Origin of the sequence: Paraliobacillus sp. X-1268 (assembly GCF_003426095.1) — a bacterium.
In the GTDB taxonomy this organism is placed as follows: domain Bacteria; phylum Bacillota; class Bacilli; order Bacillales; family Amphibacillaceae; genus Paraliobacillus_A; species Paraliobacillus_A zengyii.
In genome coordinates this window covers 1-23628 of sequence record NZ_QJSK01000025.1, presented here as the reverse complement: position 1 = coordinate 23628, position 23628 = coordinate 1, and the positions used below count along the sequence as shown (strand labels likewise).

16 protein-coding genes and 2 riboswitches are annotated in these 23628 nt (G+C 36.5%); of the genes, 5 read left to right on the top strand and 11 right to left on the bottom strand.

The genetic code is table 11. The annotated features are described in order from the left end of the window. Positions 1 to 24 precede the first annotated feature (24 nt). The 5 genes from cysI to D2K62_RS16850 form a co-directional block, all read right to left on the bottom strand. Positions 25 to 1737 carry an assimilatory sulfite reductase (NADPH) hemoprotein subunit gene (gene cysI, locus D2K62_RS16870; RefSeq protein ID WP_112181982.1) on the bottom strand — a complete coding sequence of 571 codons (1713 nt, stop codon included), beginning with the start codon at positions 1735 to 1737 and terminating at the stop codon, positions 25 to 27. Positions 1738 to 1760: 23 nt separating this feature from the next. Then, positions 1761 to 3578: an assimilatory sulfite reductase (NADPH) flavoprotein subunit gene (locus tag D2K62_RS16865; protein ID WP_112181983.1), complete on the bottom strand. Its 1818-nt coding sequence runs from the start codon at positions 3576 to 3578 to the stop codon at positions 1761 to 1763. Positions 3579 to 3879: 301 nt separating this feature from the next. Continuing rightward, positions 3880 to 4602, bottom strand: a complete 723-nt coding sequence (locus D2K62_RS16860) for a phosphoadenylyl-sulfate reductase (RefSeq protein ID WP_198671316.1) — start codon at positions 4600 to 4602, stop codon at positions 3880 to 3882. A 78-nt stretch (positions 4603 to 4680) separates the two neighbouring features. Beyond that, positions 4681 to 4787, bottom strand: a riboswitch (SAM riboswitch). A gap of 146 nt (positions 4788 to 4933) precedes the next feature. Further along, complete coding sequence (gene rpiA / locus D2K62_RS16855) at positions 4934 to 5614, bottom strand: ribose-5-phosphate isomerase RpiA (RefSeq protein WP_117161809.1); 681 nt, start codon at positions 5612 to 5614, stop codon at positions 4934 to 4936. A gap of 172 nt (positions 5615 to 5786) precedes the next feature. Continuing rightward, complete coding sequence (locus tag D2K62_RS16850) at positions 5787 to 6557, bottom strand: Rpn family recombination-promoting nuclease/putative transposase (protein ID WP_117161808.1); 771 nt, start codon at positions 6555 to 6557, stop codon at positions 5787 to 5789. A gap of 430 nt (positions 6558 to 6987) precedes the next feature. Here D2K62_RS16850 and D2K62_RS16845 point away from each other — a divergent pair, with 430 nt between their 5' ends. Then, on the top strand, positions 6988 to 9027 hold the full coding sequence (locus tag D2K62_RS16845; protein WP_232828041.1) for a cellulase family glycosylhydrolase: 2040 nt from the start codon (positions 6988 to 6990) through the stop codon (positions 9025 to 9027). Between the two features lie 129 nt (positions 9028 to 9156). Then, positions 9157 to 10227, top strand: a complete 1071-nt coding sequence (locus tag D2K62_RS16840; RefSeq protein WP_117161807.1) for a hypothetical protein — start codon at positions 9157 to 9159, stop codon at positions 10225 to 10227. A 150-nt stretch (positions 10228 to 10377) separates the two neighbouring features. Here the strand turns inward: D2K62_RS16840 and htpX are convergent, their stop codons facing one another. The 3 genes from htpX to gltB form a co-directional block, all read right to left on the bottom strand. Further along, complete coding sequence (htpX, locus tag D2K62_RS16835) at positions 10378 to 11292, bottom strand: protease HtpX (protein ID WP_112181988.1); 915 nt, start codon at positions 11290 to 11292, stop codon at positions 10378 to 10380. A 99-nt stretch (positions 11293 to 11391) separates the two neighbouring features. Then, positions 11392 to 12876: a glutamate synthase subunit beta gene (locus tag D2K62_RS16830; RefSeq protein WP_112181989.1), complete on the bottom strand. Its 1485-nt coding sequence runs from the start codon at positions 12874 to 12876 to the stop codon at positions 11392 to 11394. Positions 12877 to 12889: 13 nt separating this feature from the next. Then, positions 12890 to 17485, bottom strand: coding sequence for a glutamate synthase large subunit (gene gltB, locus D2K62_RS16825; protein WP_112181990.1), 4596 nt, complete (start codon positions 17483 to 17485; stop codon positions 12890 to 12892). A gap of 188 nt (positions 17486 to 17673) precedes the next feature. On the opposite strand from gltB, the gene D2K62_RS16820 reads away from it, so the two are divergent. Both D2K62_RS16820 and D2K62_RS16815 read left to right on the top strand, forming a co-directional pair. Next, positions 17674 to 18747: a YkvI family membrane protein gene (locus tag D2K62_RS16820; protein WP_117161806.1), complete on the top strand. Its 1074-nt coding sequence runs from the start codon at positions 17674 to 17676 to the stop codon at positions 18745 to 18747. Positions 18748 to 18858: 111 nt separating this feature from the next. After that, the gene (locus tag D2K62_RS16815) at positions 18859 to 19548 is read left to right on the top strand and encodes a TerC family protein (RefSeq protein ID WP_112181992.1); all 690 of its coding nucleotides are present in this window, start codon (positions 18859 to 18861) and stop codon (positions 19546 to 19548) included. Between the two features lie 40 nt (positions 19549 to 19588). On the opposite strand, the gene thiT is transcribed toward D2K62_RS16815, so the two are convergent. Continuing rightward, positions 19589 to 20152, bottom strand: a complete 564-nt coding sequence (gene thiT / locus D2K62_RS16810) for an energy-coupled thiamine transporter ThiT (RefSeq protein ID WP_117161805.1) — start codon at positions 20150 to 20152, stop codon at positions 19589 to 19591. A gap of 64 nt (positions 20153 to 20216) precedes the next feature. Further along, positions 20217 to 20317, bottom strand: a riboswitch (TPP riboswitch). A gap of 190 nt (positions 20318 to 20507) precedes the next feature. Here thiT and D2K62_RS16805 point away from each other — a divergent pair. Further along, complete coding sequence (locus D2K62_RS16805; protein WP_112181994.1) at positions 20508 to 20903, top strand: SET domain-containing protein; 396 nt, start codon at positions 20508 to 20510, stop codon at positions 20901 to 20903. 53 nt (positions 20904 to 20956) lie between these two features. Here D2K62_RS16805 and D2K62_RS16800 read toward each other — a convergent pair whose 3' ends face one another. Both D2K62_RS16800 and D2K62_RS16795 read right to left on the bottom strand, forming a co-directional pair. Then, positions 20957 to 21595 carry a DUF3889 domain-containing protein gene (locus tag D2K62_RS16800; RefSeq protein WP_112181995.1) on the bottom strand — a complete coding sequence of 213 codons (639 nt, stop codon included), beginning with the start codon at positions 21593 to 21595 and terminating at the stop codon, positions 20957 to 20959. A gap of 138 nt (positions 21596 to 21733) precedes the next feature. Further along, positions 21734 to 23164 carry a flavin-containing monooxygenase gene (locus tag D2K62_RS16795; protein ID WP_117161804.1) on the bottom strand — a complete coding sequence of 477 codons (1431 nt, stop codon included), beginning with the start codon at positions 23162 to 23164 and terminating at the stop codon, positions 21734 to 21736. Positions 23165 to 23628 lie beyond the last annotated feature (464 nt).

Genomic DNA, 23628 nt, shown 5'->3' with positions numbered 1-23628 from the left:
AATATGTTTTGAGTGAATCAATTATTACGCGTGGAAATCTAAGCCTGATTCCACTGCTGCAATATAGCCTTGACGAATAACAAAGTCACCGAAGTGCTCTTTTTCATTACGATCTTTTGCATAGGATTGAAGCATTGGTTTTAACGTATTTAAAATTTCTTCTTCTCCAATATTTTCTTTATACATCTTACTTAGACGATCACCAGTAAAGCTTGCTCCTAGATACATATTATATTTTCCAGGTCCTTTACCGATAAAACCAATTTCCCCTAAAGCAGAACGTGCACAACCATTTGGACAACCTGTCATTCGGATAATAATTTCTTCTTCTCTTAACCCAACTTCATTAATGACTAATTCGAGTTGATCAATTAGAGATGGGAGGTATCTTTCAGCTTCAGCCATAGCTAAACCACATGTAGGAAACGATGTACATGCCATTGAATTTCTTCGTAAGGCAGAATTTTGTTTGCCATCTGTTAAACCATATTCTTTAACCAATTTGTTTATTTTAGGTTTGTCTTTTGCAGTTACAGAACCAATAATCACGTTTTGGTTCGCTGTTAAACGGAAATCACCTTTGTGAACCTTAGCAATTTCACGCAAACCTGTCATCAATTTATAATCTTCTGTATCAGCAATTCGTCCATTTTGAATAAATAATGTTAAATGCCATTTACCATCGCCTTTTAACCAACCGTAACGATCGCCATTATGATCGAAGCTAAAAGAACGCGCCTCGTCAAGTTCATAACCAAGTCTTTCTGCTAACTCTTGTTTAAACCAATCAAGTCCATAGTGATCAATCGTATATTTAAATCTAGCATTCTTACGATTAGAACGATTTCCAAAATCGCGTTGAATCGTAATCACTTTTTCAGCAACATCTACTATTTTATCAACTGGAATAAAACCAATTACGCGTCCTAATTGTGGGTATGTAGCAGTATCGCCATGAGTCATACCCATACCACCACCAACAGACACATTAAAGCCTTGCAGTTTATCATCTTCTATAATTGCGATGAAACCGAGATCTTGGGAATAAACATCAACATCATTTGATGGCGGTACAGCAATACCTATTTTGAATTTTCTAGGTAAATAGTGTTTACCATACATCGGTTCTTCATCTGTTTCACGACTATCAATTTGTTTCTCTCCATCAAGCCAAATCTCATGATAAGCTTTTGTTCTTGGTGAAAGATAATCACTTAAATTTTTTGACCATTCGTATACTTCTGCATGAATATCTGATTGATATGGATTAGCTGTACACATTACATTTCTGTTCACATCACCGCAAGCTGCAAGTGAATCCATTAATACGGCGTCCATCGCTTGCATGCTTTTTTTCATATTCCACTTTAATATACCGTGGATTTGAAAAGCTTGACGTGTCGTAAGTTTCATCGTACCGTTGCCGTATTGTTGTGAAATCTCATCCATTGCCAACCATTGTTCCGAAGTTGCGACACCCCCTGGTGCACGGACCCGCACCATAAAGGAGTATGCTGGTTCTAGTTTTTTTTGTTTTCTTTCTAGGCGAACGTCACGATCATCTTGTTGATAGCTACCGTGAAATTTTAATAATTTAGTTTGAGCATCAGGAATACTCGCAGTAAGACGATCTGCAAAACTTTCTACTAGCGTTCCACGAAGGAAATTACTGTCTTCTTTAATTTGTTCCATTTCATCTAAAGGTTGATCTTGCACTCTTGTTTTATTTGTTGTCATCATTTATCCCCCTTACTGAAAAATTAATATACGTCACGTTGATAACGTTTTTCTTTGCGCATTGTAGTTAGAAACAGCTCTGCTTGTTCAGTATTCATGTTGCCTTCCTTTTCAAAAATAGCTAACAATGTAGCCTGAACATCTTTTGCCATATGCTTCTCATCCCCACAAACATACACATGTGCGCCATCCTGTATCCATTGGTAAAGTTCTTTACTTTGTTCAAGCATTCTATCCTGTACATAGACCTTTTCATCTGTATCACGTGAAAAGGCTACATCCATTCTTGATAGAACACCATCTTTAAGCCACTTTTGCCATTCAATTTGATAAAGGAAATCCGAAACGAAATGTTGATCCCCAAAAAACAGCCACGCCTTACCATCAGCTTCAATCTCTTCGCGTTCTTGAAGAAAAGCTCGATATGGTGCAACACCAGTACCTGCTCCAATCATAATAATCGGTTTATCATTTTCCTCAGGCAATCTAAATCTATCATTGCGTTGAACAAAAACTGGTAAACTATCACCAATTTCTAATCTGTCAGCACATTGCCCTGAACAAACACCAACCCGATCACGACCATGGGCATGATAGCGAACAGTACCAAGAGTTAGATGAACCTCATCAGGATTTGCCTTTAAACTGCTTGCAATCGAATAAAGACGTGCTGGTATCTTGCGTAGCAACTTAATAAAGTCGACTGCCGAAACCTGCCATGGACCAAAATCTTCTACTACATCAATCAGATCTCTTCCTTCAAGGTAATCATTAATCTCTTCTCTATTATCCGACTGGGCAAGTTTAGTTAATGCTTCACTACCCGTGAATGCAGCAATTTTCTCCAACAGTGGTTTCGTTAAAATTGTGATCTCGAGAGTTGAGATTAACGTATCTCTTAATGGGCGATCCTCGTGATCCACATTATCGATAGACACAAGTTCATTAGGGTCCCACTGCATTTTCTCAATCAATTGATCTACCAATACTGGGTCATTTTCAGGATAAATACCTAGACTATCACCGGGCTCATATTGTAAATTAGATCCTTCTAAATCTAATTCGAGGTGATGTGTTTCTTTATTTGATCCACGTCCATTAAGGTTAAGGTTAGTTAATATTTCTGTTGTAAATGGATTTTTCTTCGAATATGTGTGACCATCAGTTGCTGTATCTGTTTGAGGTGTTACAGTTTCACTTGCTTGTTGTTCTCCGCCCTGGGACTCTTTCAAAATAGCTAATACGCCTGAAAACCATTCCTCAGCTGGTTGTTCAAAGTCTAAATCACAATCGACACGCTGATATAAACGCTCTCCACCTAATTCTTCTAAACGTTTATCAAAGTCTATTCCAGTTTGACAAAAGAATTCATAAGAGCTATCACCTAATGAGAGAACGGAAAAACGTAGATCTTCTAGTTTAGGAGCCTTTGGACCATGTAGAAAATCATAAAAAGAGATAGCATTATCTGGGGGATCTCCTTCTCCATCGGTACTCGTCACAATCAATAAATTTTTAAGTTTTTTTAGATTCTTCGGTTTAAAATCTTCTAGTGAAGAAACCGTAACAACAAAATCATCTTGTTCTAGCTGTTTACCCATATTTTCAGCTAATCCCTGGGAATTACCAGTATCTGTTCCATAAAGCACGGTTACCTCTACTGGTTCTTTTTTAACAGAGACTACTTCCGCTTCAGGTTGTTGTGCTAATGAATCTGACTGCGAAACTGCTAAATAACCGCTTAACCAATATTTTTGTTGTTCTGATAACGATGGTACAAGGCGATTTAGTAGCTCTACTTGTTCTTGATTGAAAATACTGTTTGTCGTTTGAAATTTCAAAAATATCACCCCACTAATGTATACGATTCTATTTATAAAAGAAGTCAACTAATGATCTAGTTTCCTTTTATTATCTAAGTACTTCTACAGTTCTTCATATGTCTCTTTTATAGAGGGGAGGAAGTGATGATAAGTTGCGTCTAACCTATCATGCACTTCCTCCCAAACAACACCTTTTTAAAAAGGGCTATTCGCTAAGATCTCGGCCATAACCTTTGTATTCAAATTAGTTTAGTCGGAATTAAAAATTAAAAAATAGAATCTCACCTTAATTGATCCTCTGACTGGATTAATACTTGCTTTATTCTTTTGCTACATGTAGACCACATTCCGTTTTATTTGAACCTTGCCATCTTCCAGCACGACTATCTCCATCGGCACCAACTGCTGACGTACATGGTATACACCCAATACTTGGATAACCTTGATCGTGTAAATTATTGTAAGCCAAATCATTTTCTTCAATGTACGCCCAAACATCATCCCAAGTCCAATAAATTAATGGGCACACCTTAATTGATTTAAAACGGTCATCTTTATTTACAAAGTTGGTATTACTCCTACTTACTGATTGCTCTCTTCTTAAACCAGAAAGCCACGCTGTTGCACCGCTAAGTGCTTCTTCTAGTGGTTTGATTTTTCGAATAAAACAACATTGATCAGGCTGTCTCTTCCATAATGCAGAACCATGTTTTTCTGCTTGTTCATCTACTGTTAAATCCGGTTTTTTCATATTAATTTTAAGTTTTGGATAACGTCTTTTAACTTCATCTATTAAATCATAGGTTTCTTGAAAGTGAAGATCTGTGTCGAGAAATACAATTTCCGCATCCTCTTTCACTTTAGCAATTAAGTCAATTAGCACCATTCCTTCTGCACCAAAGCTACAAGCATATACGATGGATTCACCATATGTTTCATACGCCCACTCTACTATTCTAGCAGCACCTTTAGTATTATCAGTAGGATTAAAATCTATAAACGGGTCGACAGAGAAATTTTCATATAATAGTTGATTATTCATTATATTCTCCTCCCTTCATATTAAAACCTCTCTTCTTAATTTCAGAAGAGAGGTCCGTACATCTATCATTCACCCATCTTCTTATCTTTCAAGTGTATGCCACTTGCTGGATGTAGCACAGTATCTAAAATAGACCCGTTGCCGAAGTATCAAAGGGCCAGTCCCTCCACCTCTCTTGATAAGAAACGCTTTATATAATTAGTTTTATCATTGTACAAATCATATTACTACTCAGATAAAAAGTCAATAGATAAAAGTGGACTTTCACATTAATTCTGACAATTCAATTCGTTATTTTCCTAAAGACAAGCGCGTAGAAAATAATGTACATTTATTTCTTTTCAAGGACGCTAATTTCTCCCTGATTACCCACAATAACTGTATCTGTCATATTGATAAATAATCCTGTTTCTACAACTCCTACTATTTGTATTAATTGTTCGTGTAACTTTTCTGGTTGTGTAATTTTTCCGAATTTACAATCTAGGATATAGTTGCCGTTATCTGTCAGGTAATATTCTTTTCCATTAAGTCTAATAATTGGTTCCTGACCTAATGCAGCTATTCGCTTTGCAGTGAGCTCCCATCCAAATGGAGTAACTTCAAGTGGTAATGGATAACTCCCTAAATGGTCAACTACTTTAGATTGATCAACAATAATAAGGAGTTTTTTTGCAGCGATGGCGACCATTTTCTCACGTAATAGCGCTCCACCTCCACCCTTGATTAGCTGAAGATTTTGATCTACTTCATCTGCACCATCTATTGTAATATCTAATGCACTAACTTCTGATAGATTAGTAGTTGGAACACCGAATTCTTGCGCCCACTTCTCTGTCTGTGCTGAAGTAGGAACCCCTACAATACTAAGACCTTCTTGAACACGTTCACCTAACGCTTTAACCATCCAATACGCAGTAGATCCAGAACCTAATCCAACCTTCATATCATCGTTAACATATTTTGCTGCTTCTTTACCAACTAACATTTTTGATTTTTCTGCTTCATTCATACGCTTTCACCCTTTTTAAATTGATGTTAGGTTTATTATACACGTATGAACACTTTTTTGAGGATTTTCGTTCACTTTTTCTGATGTATGATTACATTTTGAGGTTCATGAGCAATTACAGATTGTTTGCGATCATCTTTTGCATTATATGATCAAGTGGGGTTGTTTGTGATCAATTTTCTTTTATTAACCTAATTTCTTTCTCATCGAATCCTGTTATTTTTGTAATAAGTGGAGAATCCATTCCTTCAAAGATCATTTTTATAGCAATCTCCTCTTTCATCGTCTTTTTAACGCTATTGATCTCATATTGTTCAGGAGAAATACGATAAAAATCAGTAACTATATCGCTATGTAACATAGCATCTGCCATTTTGATTGTCTTGTTTCGTTGTTTGATTTTATATAATGTATCTTCCACCTCCAGATTACGAATGAAAAACAACCATTCAGCTAATGGCGTTAACGGTTCTTGTACGTTTAATTTTTGTAATTCTAAATAATGAACCTCTATGTCCCTTATTGATTTCCTTTCTTTAAAAACACTATGATAATCTTCGGTTTCCTGTAACAAATTAAAGTTCAGTATGTTAATAAAGACGCACTTCTTTAATTTGTAATAAGTCTCTGCTTCAGCAACTTTCTCACTGTATAAAGAGGATTTATAGTATATAGAACGATTACGATAATGATCGACATTGCGAACCTGTAACTCAACATCTATGTATTCATCTAATTCTGTCTTAACTTTCATAGTTATTTTTGAAAGTTTATCTTCGGTTACATTTATATTAATAATAGCTGTTATTTTTTCTTCTAAAATAGTTTGTAGAAAGGCTACTAAAATAATCTTATTTTCTGGCTGTTTCCCTGCAAAAATTTTTTTAATAATATAATCAGTTTTAGAATCTAATAACATATACTCACTTACTTTTTCGCTCACTCTTCATTCATTCCTTTCTCTGATATATTGTGGCTTGCCTAATTTCACTTAGCATAGCAAAGTAATTTCGATTCGTAAAAAGGACGTTATCGTATTTCTTCATATATCGTTTCTATTAAAAATCCAGTTGAACAACTGAAAAAAAGAGATTTCAAGTATCTTGTAGTAGATAAATCACAAAATTACTAGTGACCATGGTTTTTTATTATTCATTCTGTCCACAATACTTTAAATCTAATTTCTTAGGATAAAAGCTAGAATTTTTACAGGTATTTATCTCTTTATTTTATGGTATTTACTTTACAATTCGTGTGGTAACTTTAATTTGAAAGCGTTTTCAATCATAAATCACTTAAAATGAAGGAGGTGCAACAAGTCTGTCGTTCCAACTAAAGTATATCTATTCTATTTAGTAAAAGGAGGATTTATTTTGAAAAATTACGCAAAAGTATTATTTGTGGCAGTTCTTTTCTTTATTTTCCTTGGTCCCTCATTTAGTTTTGCAGCTGAGGGGGAAGAAGTCGATATTCAATCTTACGTGAAAGAAATGCAACCTGGTTGGAACTTAGGAAACTCATTTGATGCTGTTGGTCTAGATGAAACCGCGTGGGGAAATCCACCTGTGACAAAGGAATTAATTGATACGCTTGCTGCAGAAGGGTACAAAAGTATTCGAATTCCTATAACCTTTGATCAACGTATGGGAGTTGGGCCTGATTATCAGATTGATCCTGCGTTTTTAGAGCGTGTAACAAATACAGTTAATTGGTCGCTAGACGCTGATATGAAAGTCATGATAAATATTCATCATGACTCATGGATTTGGTTAGAATCCGGTATGAGCCAAAATCATGATGCTTCTTTAGCGCGTTATAATGCAATTTGGACACAACTTTCCAACCATTTTAAAGATTATTCTACTGACCTTATGTTCGAAAGCATTAATGAACCACGTTTCACTGCATCAGCAACAGAGAGTCAAAATTATTTAAATGAATTAAACACATCCTTTTATACTATTGTAAGAGGATCAGGTGGAAATAATAGTATCCGTCCACTCGTATTACCTACTTTAGATACAGGTTCAGAACAAGAAAAATTGGATGGCTTGTATCAGTCAATTGTTGCATTGGATGATCCTTATTTAATTTCTACTGTTCACTATTATGGATTTTGGCCTTTCAGTGTAAATATCGCTGGATATACAAGATTTGATGACGATACAAAAAATGATATTATAAACACATTTGATCGCGTGCATAACACTTTTACTGCTAATGGTATACCAGTCATCATTGGCGAATTTGGATTATTAGGTTTTGATACACACACAGGTGTCATTCAACAAGGGGAAAAGTTAAAGTACTTTGAATATATGATGCACTATGCGCAAGAAAAAGACTTTACGCATATGCTGTGGGATAATGGACAACATTTAGGAAGAACATCACTTGAATGGGCTGATCAACAACTTTTTAATATGATGGAAGCTAGCTGGATGACTCGCTCATCAACAGCAGAAAACGACTTTATCTATTTAAATAGACTAGACACAATTGAAGACGAACCACTTCCATTAAATCTAAATGGGAATACTTTCATCTCCCTTCAATTGAATAATACAGAACTTACACTTGGGCAGGATTATCAACTAGATGGGGATATTTTAATAGTAAAAGAAAGCTTGCTAACACAACTCACTGCTTCAGACGAATTAGGAACGAATGCAGTACTTACCATAAAGTTTAGTCAGGGTGCAGATTGGTCGATCAACCTAATTAGTTATGAGAAACCTGTACTTGAAGACAGCACTGGGTCAATAAGCGACTTTGCTATTCCGACTTCATTTAACGGTGATCAACTTGCAACAGTAGAAACTGTGTATCAAGATGGCACACCTGCGGGTCCTCAAAATTGGACAACTTTTAAAGAGTTTGGTTATACTTTCTCACCGTCTTATGATAGCAATGAAATTTTATTTACAGAAAACTTTTTTAATGAATTAAATAATGGTGAAACAAAAGTAACATTTCATTTTTGGAGTGGTGAAGAGGTATATTATACGCTAACAAAAGAGGATAACACGATAACTGGTGTCGCTGAGGCTATAGAAAGTGATGCCGATAATGACCTACAAGAAGAGGAAAATACTGTTCCACCTAAGACAATAGATAACGAAACACCAGATCCTACAACCGATAATAAAGATAAAGATAGTAGTTCTGCTGAATCACCAGGCAATACTAGTTCTGAAAACACAAAGAATACCGTATTTGATAAAACCGAATCTGAGTTTCCTGTTCCACTAGTAAATGATAATTCATCCGTAGATGAGAAAGAAGTTAAAAAGATGGGGGCAATATTACCTAATACTTCAACCAATATGTTTAACTGGCTGCTCATAAGCATAATATTTCTTGGATTAGGCATAGGTATTTATCTTTATCAGCGTAACCATAAGCAAGCTTAACATTAAAAAAGTCGGACATTTACTTGTCTGACTTTTTTAATGTTGCACATAAGTTTATCGCGTTAAGTAAAAGGTTAAACTCTTACTATAGAAATCATAAAGTCACTTTATTAAAAAGGGGTACCTATCATGAAAAAAATAATTATTGGAATTGTAGCTGTTGTAGCAATAGCAGTCATTATCTATTTTGGAATAACTATATTCTCAAGTAATGAAAATAATAATACGACTGATTCAACTTTATCCAATGAGGAGGAACAAGCGCCTACTGACGAACAAAACGATGATCAAGAAATGGAGGATTTCACTGATGAAACAGCATTAAATGTTATGCAAGCTTATCGACAAGCTTTTGTGACGTTAATAGATTCTTCTGATCAAGATGGTCTACTTTCAGAATTCGAATCGATAAATGATGTCAGAAATCATTTTCAGGAAGTTATGTCAGAAGATTTGGCAGATTGGATGACAGAGTCTTATATAGAGGAAAGGGATGGTCAAATCTATCTAATCGCAAAAGATAGCCCAACTTGGTTAGCAGAAGAGGAAGATTTTCAGACGGAAGAGGTTGCAGCGGATCATTATACAATCATTCAAGAACAACAAAATGAATTAATCGGTCATGTCGAAATGACTTATCATGCTAAATGGAGAGAAGATAAATGGATTATCAGTGAAATTGAATCAGTACAACTTGATCAACAGGTTTCTGTGGAACAAAAAGCAGAAGAAATTATCCGCGCACTAGCTAACAAAGAAATGGCGTTTATTTCGAATACTGTCCATGAAGAGAAAGGGTTATTATTCTCTCCTTATGTTTACGTTGAAGAGAATGCAATCACATTCGAAAAAAACGAAGTAACAAATTTATTGGAAGACGAGGATACTTATCTGTGGGGTAACTATGATGGTAGTGGTAAACCTATCGAGCTAACTTCAGAAGAATATGTTGAGGAGTTTATCGATGCAGAGCCGCTGCTAAATCCTGATGAGGTGCTTGTTGATTCATTTGAGCAACGTGGTAATATGATAAATAATATTGAGGAAGTATTCCCAGAATCAAAAGTTGTTGAATTTTATACAGAAGGTTCAGATGAATACGAAGGAATCGATTGGTCCAGTATTAATCTGGTCTTCGAACAAAATGAGCATGACATTTGGAAACTCGTTGCTATTGTAACGGATCAGTGGACAATTTAACACAGTTTCACAGAGTTTATGTTAATTCTGTCGTAATTAACATTTTTTTAGAAAGCAGCAGCGTTTTTAAAAAACTTTCACCTGCTTTCACACTAAAAAAGCCATCCCGTAAAATAAATTACGGGATGGCTTTGATATTCAAAATTTAACTTAGCGCTGTTCTAATCGTGCAATTCTCTCATCTAAATCAGGGTGAGAGGAGAAAAGCTTAGATATGCCACTTTTTCCATTAATTTTCATTGTTTGAACAGCTGCATCATCTGTGCGATCATTAACTTTTGCTTGGCTCACATGTGCTTTTAATGAACGAAGGGCATGTGCCATTTTATCGCGCCCAGCTAAATCGCCACCTCCACGGTCGGCGTGAAATTCACGATGGCGTGAGTATGCACTAACAACCATACTGCCAAGAATGGAGAATAGAATTTGAAAAACAATAATCGATACAAAGCGTACAATCATTTGCATTTCTGAACGAACTAAACGCGATACAACGATCGCGACAATTCTTGATAAAAAGACGACAAATGTATTGACCACACCTTGTAATAATGTCATCGTGACCATATCACCATTGGAAACGTGTGCGATCTCATGTGCAATAACGCCTTCAACCGCATCATCATCTAACGTGTTCAAAAGACCAACTGAAACCGCAACGAGTGACCGTTTCTTAGAAGGTCCTGTCGCAAAAGCGTTAACTTCTGCTGATTGATAAATTCCAACCTCTGGCATATGAACGAGGCCTGCTGCACGTGATAAACGATGTACCTTTTCAACTACAGCACGTTCATGTGCTGCTAATTGACCACTTGGATCGATAACCTTTACTTTCATCATTTTCTTTGCAACCCAACGCGACATTGCTAATGAAATAAACGCTCCCGCGAAACCAATAAGTAGACTAAATACCATTAGCGACCCATAATTAATGCCTAATCCACCACCGGCATTCTCAAATGAACCACTTATATTTGTAAATGTTGTAAGTAGTGACCAGACAATTACAATTGTCGTCATTACTAGAATGTTTGTTAATAGAAAATAAAATATTCGTTTTCCCATTTATTGACCTCCATTACTATGATGAAACTTGTACAATCATTATAACAGAGAATTGATGTTTTATGCTGTTTATACACTTTTTACTAACTTTACCTACACTTATGGTAACTGTGTACTACCCATGAGAAAACGATCGCATTCTCTAGCCGCTTCTCTTCCTTCATTGATTGCCCAAACAATCAAACTCTGACCTCGGCGCATATCCCCAGCTGCAAATACGCCATCGAGGTTTGTTTTATATTGACCATAATCTGCTTTTACGTTTGATCTTGAATCTGTCTTTACATTCATTTCCTTAATTAAACTTTGTTCTGGTCCTGTAAAACCTATTGCTAATAAAACAAGCTGTGCTGGCCAAACTCTTTCTGTTCCTGGAATCTCTTGTTTTATTCTATTACCGAATTCATCGATGTACTGTTCCACATCGATAGTATGGACTTCTTTCACCTGGTTGTTTTCGTCACCAACAAACTTCTTCGTTTGGACGGTGTACGCACGAGGGTCTGTTCCAAATACAGCTTTTGCTTCTTTGTGACCATATTCTACACGATGAATGATCGGCCACTCCGGCCACGGATTATCTGCTTGTCTTTCAGCAGGTTTTTTCTGATTGTAATCGAATTGTGTTAAGCTCTTACAATTATGGCGGATACTTGTTGAGAGACAATCTGTTCCAGTATCACCACCCCCAATAACGATGACATCTTTAGCTTTAGCTGAAATATAGTTATCATCTTTTAATTCAGAGTCCAGTAGACTTTTCGTGTTTGTATGAAGGAAATCCATTGCATAATGAATACCCCCGAGTTCTCTACCTTCTATCTTTAAATCGCGATGTTGGGTTGCACCTCCACAAAGGATAACAGCATCAAAATCATTTTGCAGATCTTTAACTGGGTAATCCTTTCCTACATCCGTATTAGGCATAAATGCAATGCCCTCTTTCTCTAACAGATCAACACGACGTTTAACAACTTCATACGGAAGCTTCATTTCCGGTATACCATACGTAAGCAATCCACCAATACGATCCGAACGTTCAAAGACAGTAACATGGTGACCTGCTTTGTTTAGTTGAGCTGCGGCAGCCAACCCAGCTGGACCAGAGCCAACAACTGCAACTTTTTTCTCTGTTCTTACACTAGGTGGCTCTGGCCTTACCCATCCTTCATCAAAACCTTTTTCAATTATAGCTCTTTCTATTGACCGAATTGCAACTGGAGGCTCGTTAATCCCTAACACACATGCCCCCTCACAAGGGGCAGGACAAGCCATACCAGTAAATTCGGGGAAATTATTCATTTTAAGTTCGCGAGCCAGCGCTTCCTTCCACTGATCTTGATAAACGAGATCGTTCCATTCTGGAATCAAATGATAAACTGGACATCCAGAAGTGTGTCCATTCATATCCGTTCCTGTCTGACAGGTTGGAATACCACAATCCATACACCGAGCCCCTTGTTCTTTCAACTCTGCTTCTGGCATTGGCAACTTATAATCTTTCCAATCCTTTGTTCGTGATAAAGGATCGCGTTCTGGCGTAGATTGACGTTTATATTCCTTAAAACCAGTTGGCTTTCCCATTCGTTCACCTCCATTACTTTATTGATTGTACGGCTTCAAATCCTTGTTCAAATGCTGTCATTGCCGCTTCATCTTTCGATAGTCCACTGGATTCTAAGTTGCTAATTCGTTCTCTCATTTCCAGATAATCTTTCGGTATAACACGGATAAACTTTGGTAGAACCTTTTCCCAGTTATCCACTATTCTTCGCGCATTTTTACTTTCTGTATAACCTAAGTATTTTTTTATAAGTTGAAAAACGGCTTCTGCTTCTGTTTTATCTTCTATTGTTTCGAGCTGTACTAATTCCTTGTTACACTTTGATTGGAAAGTTCCCTGTTCATCAAGTACGTAAGCTATACCACCTGACATTCCAGCAGCAAAGTTCTTGCCAGTTCGTCCTAATACAACTACCTTGCCACCCGTCATGTATTCACAACCATGATCACCGATACTTTCAACAACAACATTGGCGCCACTATTTCGCACACAGAAACGTTCTCCAGCTACGCCATAAATATATGCTTCACCACTAGTAGCACCGTAAAAAGAAACATTGCCAATTATCGTATTTTCTTCTGGAGAAAATGAGGATTTACGTGATGGTCGTGCAATAATTTTCCCACCTGATAAGCCTTTGCCAACATAATCATTGGCATCACCAATAAGGTTTAGTGTTAATCCTTTTGGAATGAAAGCACCAAAGCTTTGCCCTGCTGATCCTCTAAATTTCAAACGAATGGTGTCCTCCGGTAAACCTTCTATACCATATCGCCTAGTAATTTCGCTACCTAACATCGTACTAGTCGCGCGATTAATATTACGTATTCCTAATGAAAGAGTCACAGCTCGTTTATTTTCAAGTGCGTCTTTACATAATGGAATTAATTCTTGTTGATCTAATGTTTTATCAAGTCCATGAACTTGTTCAACAGTTTGATAACGACCAACAGCTTCTGGTACATCTGGTTTATAAAGTAATGCGGATAAATCGACATTTTTTGTCTTCCAATGATCGATCGCTACTTTCTTCTCTAATAGATCTGTTCGACCAATCATCTCATTGATCGTTCTACATCCTAACTCAGCCATTAGTTCTCTCGTTTCTTGTGCAATAAAGCGCATAAAATTAACGACGTGATCTGGTGAACCTGCGAATTTCTTGCGCAGTACAGGATCTTGAGTAGCAATACCAACAGGACAGGTATTCAAGTGACAAACCCGCATCATTACACAACCTAAAACAACCAATGGGGCAGTCGAGAAACCATATTCTTCTGCACCTAAAAGGGTTGCAATTACGACATCTCGGCCTGTCATCATTTTCCCATCTGTTTCGACAACAATTCTATCTCGTAATCGATTCATTAATAAAGTTTGATGCGTCTCTGCTAGACCAATTTCCCAAGGCATCCCAGTATGTTTTAAACTCGTTCTTGGAGCAGCACCTGTTCCACCATCATATCCACTAATTAAAACGAGATCAGCTCGTCCTTTTGCAACACCTGCAGCGATCGTACCTACCCCAACTGCAGAGACAAGTTTGACACTAATCCGAGCCTTTGGATTTGCGTTTTTTAGATTAAAAATCAATTCAGCTAGATCTTCAATCGAATAAATATCGTGGTGTGGAGGTGGAGATATTAAATCAACACCTGGCGTTGAATTTCTAACTTCTGCAATCATCGGATAAACTTTTTTACCTGGGAGATGTCCTCCCTCACCAGGTTTTGCTCCTTGTGCTACTTTAATTTGAATTTCATCTGCATTAACAAGATAATTACTTGATACACCAAAACGTCCTGATGCTACTTGTTTAATCGCGCTTCGTCTTAAATCACCGTTTTCATCAGGAATATAGCGACTAGGATCCTCTCCACCCTCACCAGAATTACTTCTTCCACCAATTCGATTCATCGCAATAGCCAATGATTCATGTGTTTCACTGCTAATTGAACCAAATGACATAGCACCTGTCTTAAATCGCTTGCATATCTTTTCTACTGATTCGACTTCATCAATTGGTATCGGTGTTGTTTTCTTAAAAGCAAGCAAGCCACGTAATGATTGTAAATTTTTATCCGTATCAATAATCATCCCTGAGTATTGCTTGAATAATTCGTAGTTATTTGTTCGACAAGCACTCTGCAGTAAATGAATCGTATGCGGATTATATTGATGATCTTCTGCATTCTGACGCCATTGAAAATCATCCCCTGGTTCTAAACCTTTTTCTCCACCACGCGAACGTTCGAATGCTTTTTTATGCCGCATTAGTACCTCTTGTGCAATCATATCCAATCCAATACCACCTAATCGAGAAGCTGTTCTAGTAAAATACTTCTCAATCACTACTGGATGAATACCAACAGCCTCAAAAATTTGTGCACCACGATAACTTTGAATCGTAGAAATGCCCATTTTAGATGAAACTTTAACGACACCATCCGTAGCTGAATGAATGTATATTTTTACCGCTTCATCTAAAGAAGTATCGCGTAAGTCTCCAGTTTCAATTAGACCTTCCAAAGAACGAAATGCTAAATAAGGATTAATTCCTTCTGCACCATAACCTAAAAGTGTTGCAAAATGATGGACTTGTCTAGCTTCTGCAGTTTCAATTAGTATGCTTACTTTTGTTCTCAAACCTTTTCGGATTAGATGGTGGTGTAAACCAGAGACAGCTAATAAAGCTGGAATAGCTGCACGTTTCGAATTAATACCACGATCTGATAGTATTAACAAGGTATAATCCTTTTCGATGGCTTGATCTGCTTCTGCAAACAATTGATCAAGAGCATCTTGTAAATCCTGTTTATTCGAACTATCAAATAAAATCGGTAATGTATGTGCTTTGAATCCTTCTAGTTCATTATGTCGAAGTGTCTCTAGTTGTTCATTCGTTAAGATCGGTGTTTGCAAGCGAATGTGTCGACAACTTTCCGGTTCTGGTTCAACTAAATTGCCTTCTTTCCCAATCGTAGTCTCAACAGCAATTACAATTTCTTCTCTAATTGCATCAATTGGTGGATTTGTAACTTGAGCAAACAACTGTTTAAAATAGTTATATAGTAATTGTGGTCTTTTAGATAAGATAGCTAACGGCGAATCATACCCCATTGAACCAACTGGATCTTTTTTATCCGTTACCATTGGTTTGATTATTTTATTTAATTCTTCATTTGTATAACCAAACGCAATTTGTTGTTCTAACAATTCAGTAGTACTTATACGATCCAGACTAACTTCTGATCCAGACAGATCCTCTAAATTTAACTTGTATTTGGCTAACCAATCTGCATAAGGATGTTCTTTATAAATGGAGTGTTTCACGTCATCATCTGGTATGATCACCCCTTTTTCTAAATCAACGAGTAACCTTTTTCCTGGTTGGAGTCTATCTTTATATGCAACATCCTCTGGCAAAATATCTAATGCACCAACTTCTGATCCTAAGACAATCATGCCATCCTTTGTAATATAATATCTAGCAGGACGTAATCCATTACGATCAAGACTAGCCCCGATCTTTCTCCCGTCCGTGTAAATAATTGCGGCCGGACCATCCCACGGTTCCATAAGTGTACTATGATACTCATAAAAGGCTCTTTCGTTTTCCTTCATTTCAAGATCATTTACCCACGGCTCTGGTATCATCATCATTGCGGTGTGTGCTAATGACCTTCCAGATTGATGCAAGAATTCAAAACAGTTATCAAACATCGTAGAATCACTGCCATCCATATCAATAACAGGTAGAATTTTTTCAAGTTCTTCTTGATTAAAAGCATTAGATCTGCAAAGTGACTCCCGCGCGCTCATCCAATTAACGTTACCTCTGATTGTATTAAACTCGCCATTATGTGCAATAAATCGATTTGGCTGCGCTCTTTCCCAACTTGGAAAGGTATTTGTACTAAACCGAGAATGGACAATAGCAAGTGCAGATTTAAAGTCTCGATTATTTAAATCAATGTAAAAGGAATCTAATTGTTCTGGGATTAACATTCCTTTGTAAACAATTGTAGACGTCGATAAACTACAGATAAATGTATTTTCTGTATCTTCTTTATTAGCAAGACCTTTTAATTTATTCTCCGCTTGTTTTCGAATAACATATAACTTTCTTTCAAAAGCTTCTCGACTTTTTAATTCAGTTGAAGGCGCAATAAAAACTTGCCGAATAAATGGTTTTACTTTTTTAGCAGAATCCCCAACATATGCGTCATTAACTGGGACCGTACGCCATCCAAGAAACTGTTGACCTTCTTCGGCAATAATCTGCTGGAGCTTAAGCTCACTTGTTCTTCTTATATCAGGTTCTTGTGGAAGAAAGACCATACCAACTGCATATTTCCCTTCGGCTGGTAACTCGATATCTAAATCCTCACATTTATCACGAAAAAAAGCATCTGGAATTTGTGTGAGAATGCCGGCACCGTCACCGGTACTGATATCTGCTGATTGTCCCCCGCGGTGTTCTAGATTACAAAGTATCGTAACTGCATGTTGAACAATATCATGCGTTTTCCTACCGTCTATGTTGGCAATCATTCCAATACCACATGCATCGTGTTCATTTTCTGGGTGATATAATCCTTGAGGAGTAGGATAACCGTACTGTTTCATGACAACATCCCTTCTTAATAACAAATGTAATTTAATCTTGAGTATTCATAGTTTTTGCATTTTTTGCATAATCATGCATGATAATAAATTCATCTTTAATTCGAGCCATCAATTGCCTTCTATTTTGATGTGTAAAACAACATATTTTGTAAAGCCTATGTACTGATTAGCATTTGGAGGGAATTGAAATGAACAATGAATCATCTACACAGATTAATGTATTTAAAGTGGCGGCAACTTACATTGGAACCGTTGTCGGGGCTGGTTTTGCTTCCGGGCAAGAAGTCCTCCAGTTTTTTAGTGCATATGGAATAAATGGCCTATTTGGACTTACCTTTGCAACGCTCTTGTTTTTCTTTTTCGGCTATACGATTTTAGTAATTGGTAAAGCATTAAATGTTAGCTCTTATGTAGAGGTAGTGCGATTTACTAACGGAAAAATTATTGGTACGATCATCGATATTATTATTACAGTCTTTCTATTCGGTGCTTTAGCAGCCATGATAGCTGGAGCCGGTGCAATCTTTGATCAACAATTTCAGTTAGCCTCCTTATGGGGGACGATCTTAATGGCAATTATTTCACTACTAACTGTTATAACTGGAATGAAAGGTGTTATTAATGCCATCAGTTATGTTGTTCCAGTATTATTAGTTTCTGTTCTTTTTATCGCTATCTATAGTATCTCAATAAATCCAATTACAGCTGCAGATTTACAAGTATCGAAGTCCATTGAAGGCGCTGCACCAAATTGGTTCATTTCTGCTCTTAATTACGCTTCTTATAATCTTGTGATTGCCGTTGCAGTATTAGCACCAATGGGGGCGAAAGCTAAAAATAAAAAAAACCTACTATGGGGGGCTTTATTAGGTGGATTAGGTTTAGGGATAGGGATCATTGCTATTTTTTTCAGTATTTTAACGAATTTAGATAGTGTTTCAAATGTGGAAGTGCCCATGATTCTTATAGCTTCTAAAATTGCTCCATTTATTCAACTAATTTTTGCTATTGTATTATTTGCTGAAGTATATACCACTGCGGTCGGAAATTTATATGGATTTGTTTCAAGAATGAACTTTATCGCTGCACGCTTTCGAATTTGGGTGATTGCAGGCACAACACTAGCAGCTTTTTTATTCAGTCAAATTGGCTTTTCTGCTATGGTTAAATACTTATATCCTACTGTTGGTTATGGAGGTTTTCTATTTTTTGCGGGGTTAATTTATGTATGGATATTTAAAAGAGAACAATTAAAAGAATAAATACTTTAAAAAACTTCTACTTTTTTTGGTTTACTATTTCAAGTTTCTTCATAGAATTGGTTATGGACAACTTAGCTTATCCATCTTAAATTTCTGTAGGAGGAACAAAAAGTGGACTTTTTCCCATTACTATTCTCAATAACACCTGTTGCGACGATTGCATTATTAAAAATTATTGCAATTGACATTGTTCTTTCCGGTGATAATGCTGTTGTGATTGCAATGGCCACCAAGTCTTTACCAAAAAGACATCAAAATAGAGCAATACTTTTAGGCACGATTGGCGCTGTTCTGCTCCGAATATTTTTTGCAGTTATTATCATTTATTTAATGCAAATTCCTTTTGTAAATGTAATTGGTGGTTTATTACTTCTTTGGATAGCGTATAATTTACTTGTTGAAAAAGAAGAGGAAGCTACCATTACCTCACATACTGGTTTATTAAAAGCTGTTTCGACAATCATTGTTGCAGATGCGGTAATGAGTCTGGATAATGTTGTTGCTATTACAGGTGCGGCGCATGGGGATATTCGTATGATTATCATTGGCGTGATGGTTAGCATTCCTATTATGATATTCGGATCGAAACTAATCGTAAAAGTATTAGAAAAATATCGTTGGATAGCTTATATTGGTGCTGGTATTCTTGCGTGGACAGCCGGGGAAATGATTTTGACGGATCAAAAATTAATAGACTTACTTGATCTCTCTAATGGCTTATTTAACTATTTAATTGTTGGCTTCCTAACGCTAACTATTTTACTGCTTGGTTATATTAAAAGCGCAGCAGACAGCTATTAGTTTTAACTCCCCATTTATAAAACGGGGAGTTAAAACTAGTTTATTTTCGCTCAATTAATCTCGGAGTAGTTCCGATCAAAAGCACCAATAAGATCGCGCATAAAACAAAGGCACCCAACATGGTAATCCCGTTTGTAATCAATGAAAACAACACCACGTTCATATCATCAGGCGCGTATTCTCCCCAAAAAATAAATCCAGCAACAAAGTGCCAAAAGTAACGTGCAACAGAACCAACAAGTGTCGCGGTAATAACCCAAAATAACACTTTTTTCTTTTTCCCCATCTTCAGGTTCGATTGAATGACTTTATAAAATAGACCTGCAAAACCAATAAAAGCAAAGGCAATAAAATATTCAATAAATGCCTGAAGTGGAGTTAGAATATAGGCATCACCCAAGATAACTTGTAAAATACCCCAGATAAAGCCAGAAATTAAACTAACCCTAATCCCCCATCGAAACGCTAAAATTAAAATTGGAACCATAGCAAAAGAAATTGAAATCGATGGAGAAAGCCGAATCGACGGAAGTAAATCAAAAACAAACGCCAATGATGCAAAAAAGGACGCCTCAATCAACATAACCAAACTTAATTTTTTCATAAAAAAAACTCCCCTTTTTTAAACAAAAAACCTCAAGGGAGAACAGATATGTAAACGTAAATCTACATATCACGATCCACATTCCTGCGCTAGCATTAACTAACAGGTTCGAAGGGTTAGAACAACGTGTTCACTCTCAGCTTTTTAGCTCCCCTTGTGGTTTTGCTTATTTGATTTTCGAGTTCATCATATCATAAGATAATGAACTTGTCATACAAAATTTAGGGTTTTTTTTAAAAGGCGATAAATTTTGTAACTTTTATAAATTTCAAGTACAACCAGTTGCGTTCGCTATAAGCAACTGTCAAAATAGAGTACACATGAATAAAATAAAACGAAATCGCAGGTGACCTACATGATTGAGATAAAGACATCTACATTAAGCGACGGGGAATTCAATCGAGGCGTATTCGCTACACGCGACATAAAAAAAGGAGAAACAGTACATATTGCACCTGTTATTCCTTATCCAAACAAGGAGCACGAACACATAGAACAAACAGTACTGGATGATTACGTATTTGAATATGGTAAAAATCATACCGCGGTTGTTTTAGGATATGGCATGTTGTTTAATCATTCCTATACTCCAAATACCGATTACGATATAAACTTTCCAGATCATACCTTTGTATTTTTTGCTCACACAGATATAAAAGCTGGTGAAGAATTGCTAATTAACTATAATGGTGATGTTAATAACAATGACCCCTTATGGTTCAACATGAATTTTGATGAATTGAATAAATGATTAAAAAATTGAAAGCTCAATCCGCATTATACGTGGATTGGGCTTTTTCAATCTTATATTTCTTTAATATCAAAGGATTCAACACGATTAGTGTTTGAATTATAAATTACCGTGCCTTGGATTTTAACTCTTTCTTGAGGTGATTGTAAAATATAGTGATAGATTTCCTTTGTTTGATTTGGTGCTGGATTTGTTTTCTTAACAAAATTATATTCTGTTATATTATAATTCGGATAAGCTACCTCAGTAACTTCCAATAAATATTTTCCCCATTCTGCTTCCTCTACTTCTGGTGAAGATTCAAATTCAATATTTATTACCCCAACCGCTGGATCTGCACCTAATGCTTCAAATGCCTTTCGGTGTAGGTTAATTTTATCAGCTGGGAATCCAGGTACTTTATCAACAATTGTCACAATAACTTCTCTTAAAGTTTGGGAGAAAAGCTCACGTATCTTTAACGTTTGCCCACATTGATAAGGCGAATTCACACCTACAGCTGCTGTCATATATTCATTATGAGACCAAGGCATACCACATTGCGTAACACGTCCTCCTTCTGTCCATGTTGCTTGGCCTCTTGTGAATGGTTGCCGCCCCCAGTAATTTAATTGTTGTGGATATGGATGTAAATATGGAGACTCTCTATAAAACTGATTTAACGATTGATATTGATTATAATATGGATACATCATTTACCTCCTAGTTTTAGACTAGGATAGTTTATGTTTTATACAGGCGTATTTGTGATTAATTCAGAGACATTCAGTATATTCTCGTAATCAAAAAAAAGCCCCATCCACCTTTCATCTGGATAGGACCTAAAGATATTAATGAGATTGATTACTTGTTTCCAGCCATTCTCCTACAAATTCTTCTTCATCATAGTCAAAGAAATTCTTCATAATGTCTTCGCGATCATCAAGAAAAAGTTGATTAGAAATTTCTTCTACTAGATTAGGTATACCAAAACGCATCCCTGAAAGTGCGGAAGCTGAGATCCCACAACTTATTAATGCGGAATAATTAAAAGCAAATAATCCATGTAAACGTTTCTTCCCTTTTTCATCTCGGCTTATAAAGGCAAAGCCAGGGCTTAGGTATGGATGCGCGTCTAACACAGGATTTGCGACTTCATCTGGTGCATCATAAAAATCGCCCCAGCGGGCAATATGGTTTTCTACAAGTTTCAACTCTGGTCGTAAAGCTGGATCGGTTAAAAGACCGGTACTTATAATAAGAAAATCAAAATAGTATTCACCCTGAGGCGTTTTAACTAATGCACCTTCATCCTTCTGCTCTACACTTAACCACGGTGCACCTAAGTGTAGATTAAAACCTGGCCAGGATGTTGCACGACTAAATGTATCATTTGTTGGTGGTTGATTATGCTTAAAGAAATGAGAGATAGCAGCATATTTATCTGCATCAGACAAGGCTGGGAAACGTTCAATTAATCCAGAAGCCTCCATTTGTCGAATTGGATTTATACGTGGCATCTTTTTTCGACGGACAAATACATGTGCTTGATCAACACCTTCTGTTAATGCAAAATTAGCATTATCAAAAGCAGATGCTCCACCACCTAAGACAGCAACCTTCTTGCCTCTTAGTTTTTTAAAATCAATTGGTTTCGATGTGTGTGCATAAAGATGACTCGGCAAATTATCTGAAATCATTGGCGGAACATACCACTGGCCACCACCTTGAATCCCAGTAGCTAGAACTACTTTACGTGCAAGTATTGTATCTGAGGGTGCTCCACTACCTTCAATATGTAGTCGATGTAAGCCTTCTTCTACTGGCTCTATAAGATTTAACTTCACTTTATTTATAACAGGTAAATTCAAAACTGTACGATACCAACGAAGATAATTCATCCAATCACCGCGCGGAATCTTATCAATTGCTTCCCATTCTTCTGGTCCAAATTGTGCTTCCCACCAAGAACGGAATGTTAAAGATGGAATACCCAAATCAATTGAAGTTAACTGTTTAGGGGTACGCAACGTAACCATTCGAGCATACGTTTCCCAAGGTCCTTCCAATCCATCAGGGTTTTCATCAATGACTAAAATATTCGATACTCTCTCACGAAGAAGTCCAAAAGCTGCGGCTAAACCACTTTGGCCACCTCCAACAATTATCGCATCATAGACATGACCTTCTTTATGGTCAAGTGGGCGTACCCAGTCAGAACCACCAAACGCAAGATAGGAAAGGTCGGTTTTCACTCGTTTGTTTAATTCTTCTAAACTCATGATTTTCATTCCTCTCTTCGGTTTCTATATCTAAAAACTCACTTTTAACGTGAAGAAGATTAACATTATTTGTGATTATAATACTATTTTAACATTTCTGATAACTTTATCGTATGTATACTATATCTAAATTTCCTTTTGTAAATTGTTTAAAGTTACTAGCTCCATTTTCTCATTAAATAAACTTGCTAATCGTTGACTGTTTTAGTTTGTATTATAGCTGTTATATTGCATTAAGCTTTTAAAAATGATTTATTACTAAATAAGCATAGACTCTGTCGTAACGTGCTGTTACATTTCGCTCTAAAAATACACTACGCTTTCCGCGGGCACGGCTCATAGCCGTCAAGCTAAGCACTACGGTTTAAAGAACTAGAAAAATACGATACCCTAACGGATAAGGAAAATTTATTTGGAGGGAGTTTCGATGCGTTTCAAGAAAGAAATGGAGCCATTTATTCAAG

What these genes read in the sequence shown, in the direction of transcription:
- htpX (WP_112181988.1), bottom strand. Translation starts at nt 11,292, where the DNA reads ATGGGAAAACGAATATTTTATTTTCTATTAACAAACATTCTAGTAATG.
- gltB (WP_112181990.1), bottom strand. Translation starts at nt 17,485, where the DNA reads ATGAAACAGTACGGTTATCCTACTCCTCAAGGATTATATCACCCAGAA.
- D2K62_RS16830 (WP_112181989.1), bottom strand. Translation starts at nt 12,876, where the DNA reads ATGGGAAAGCCAACTGGTTTTAAGGAATATAAACGTCAATCTACGCCA.
- D2K62_RS16805 (WP_112181994.1), top strand. Translation starts at nt 20,508, where the DNA reads ATGATTGAGATAAAGACATCTACATTAAGCGACGGGGAATTCAATCGA.
- D2K62_RS16800 (WP_112181995.1), bottom strand. Translation starts at nt 21,595, where the DNA reads ATGTATCCATATTATAATCAATATCAATCGTTAAATCAGTTTTATAGA.
- thiT (WP_117161805.1), bottom strand. Translation starts at nt 20,152, where the DNA reads ATGAAAAAATTAAGTTTGGTTATGTTGATTGAGGCGTCCTTTTTTGCA.
- rpiA (WP_117161809.1), bottom strand. Translation starts at nt 5,614, where the DNA reads ATGAATGAAGCAGAAAAATCAAAAATGTTAGTTGGTAAAGAAGCAGCA.
- D2K62_RS16795 (WP_117161804.1), bottom strand. Translation starts at nt 23,164, where the DNA reads ATGAGTTTAGAAGAATTAAACAAACGAGTGAAAACCGACCTTTCCTAT.
- D2K62_RS16820 (WP_117161806.1), top strand. Translation starts at nt 17,674, where the DNA reads ATGAACAATGAATCATCTACACAGATTAATGTATTTAAAGTGGCGGCA.
- D2K62_RS16840 (WP_117161807.1), top strand. Translation starts at nt 9,157, where the DNA reads ATGAAAAAAATAATTATTGGAATTGTAGCTGTTGTAGCAATAGCAGTC.
- cysI (WP_112181982.1), bottom strand. Translation starts at nt 1,737, where the DNA reads ATGACAACAAATAAAACAAGAGTGCAAGATCAACCTTTAGATGAAATG.
- D2K62_RS16860 (WP_198671316.1), bottom strand. Translation starts at nt 4,602, where the DNA reads ATGAATAATCAACTATTATATGAAAATTTCTCTGTCGACCCGTTTATA.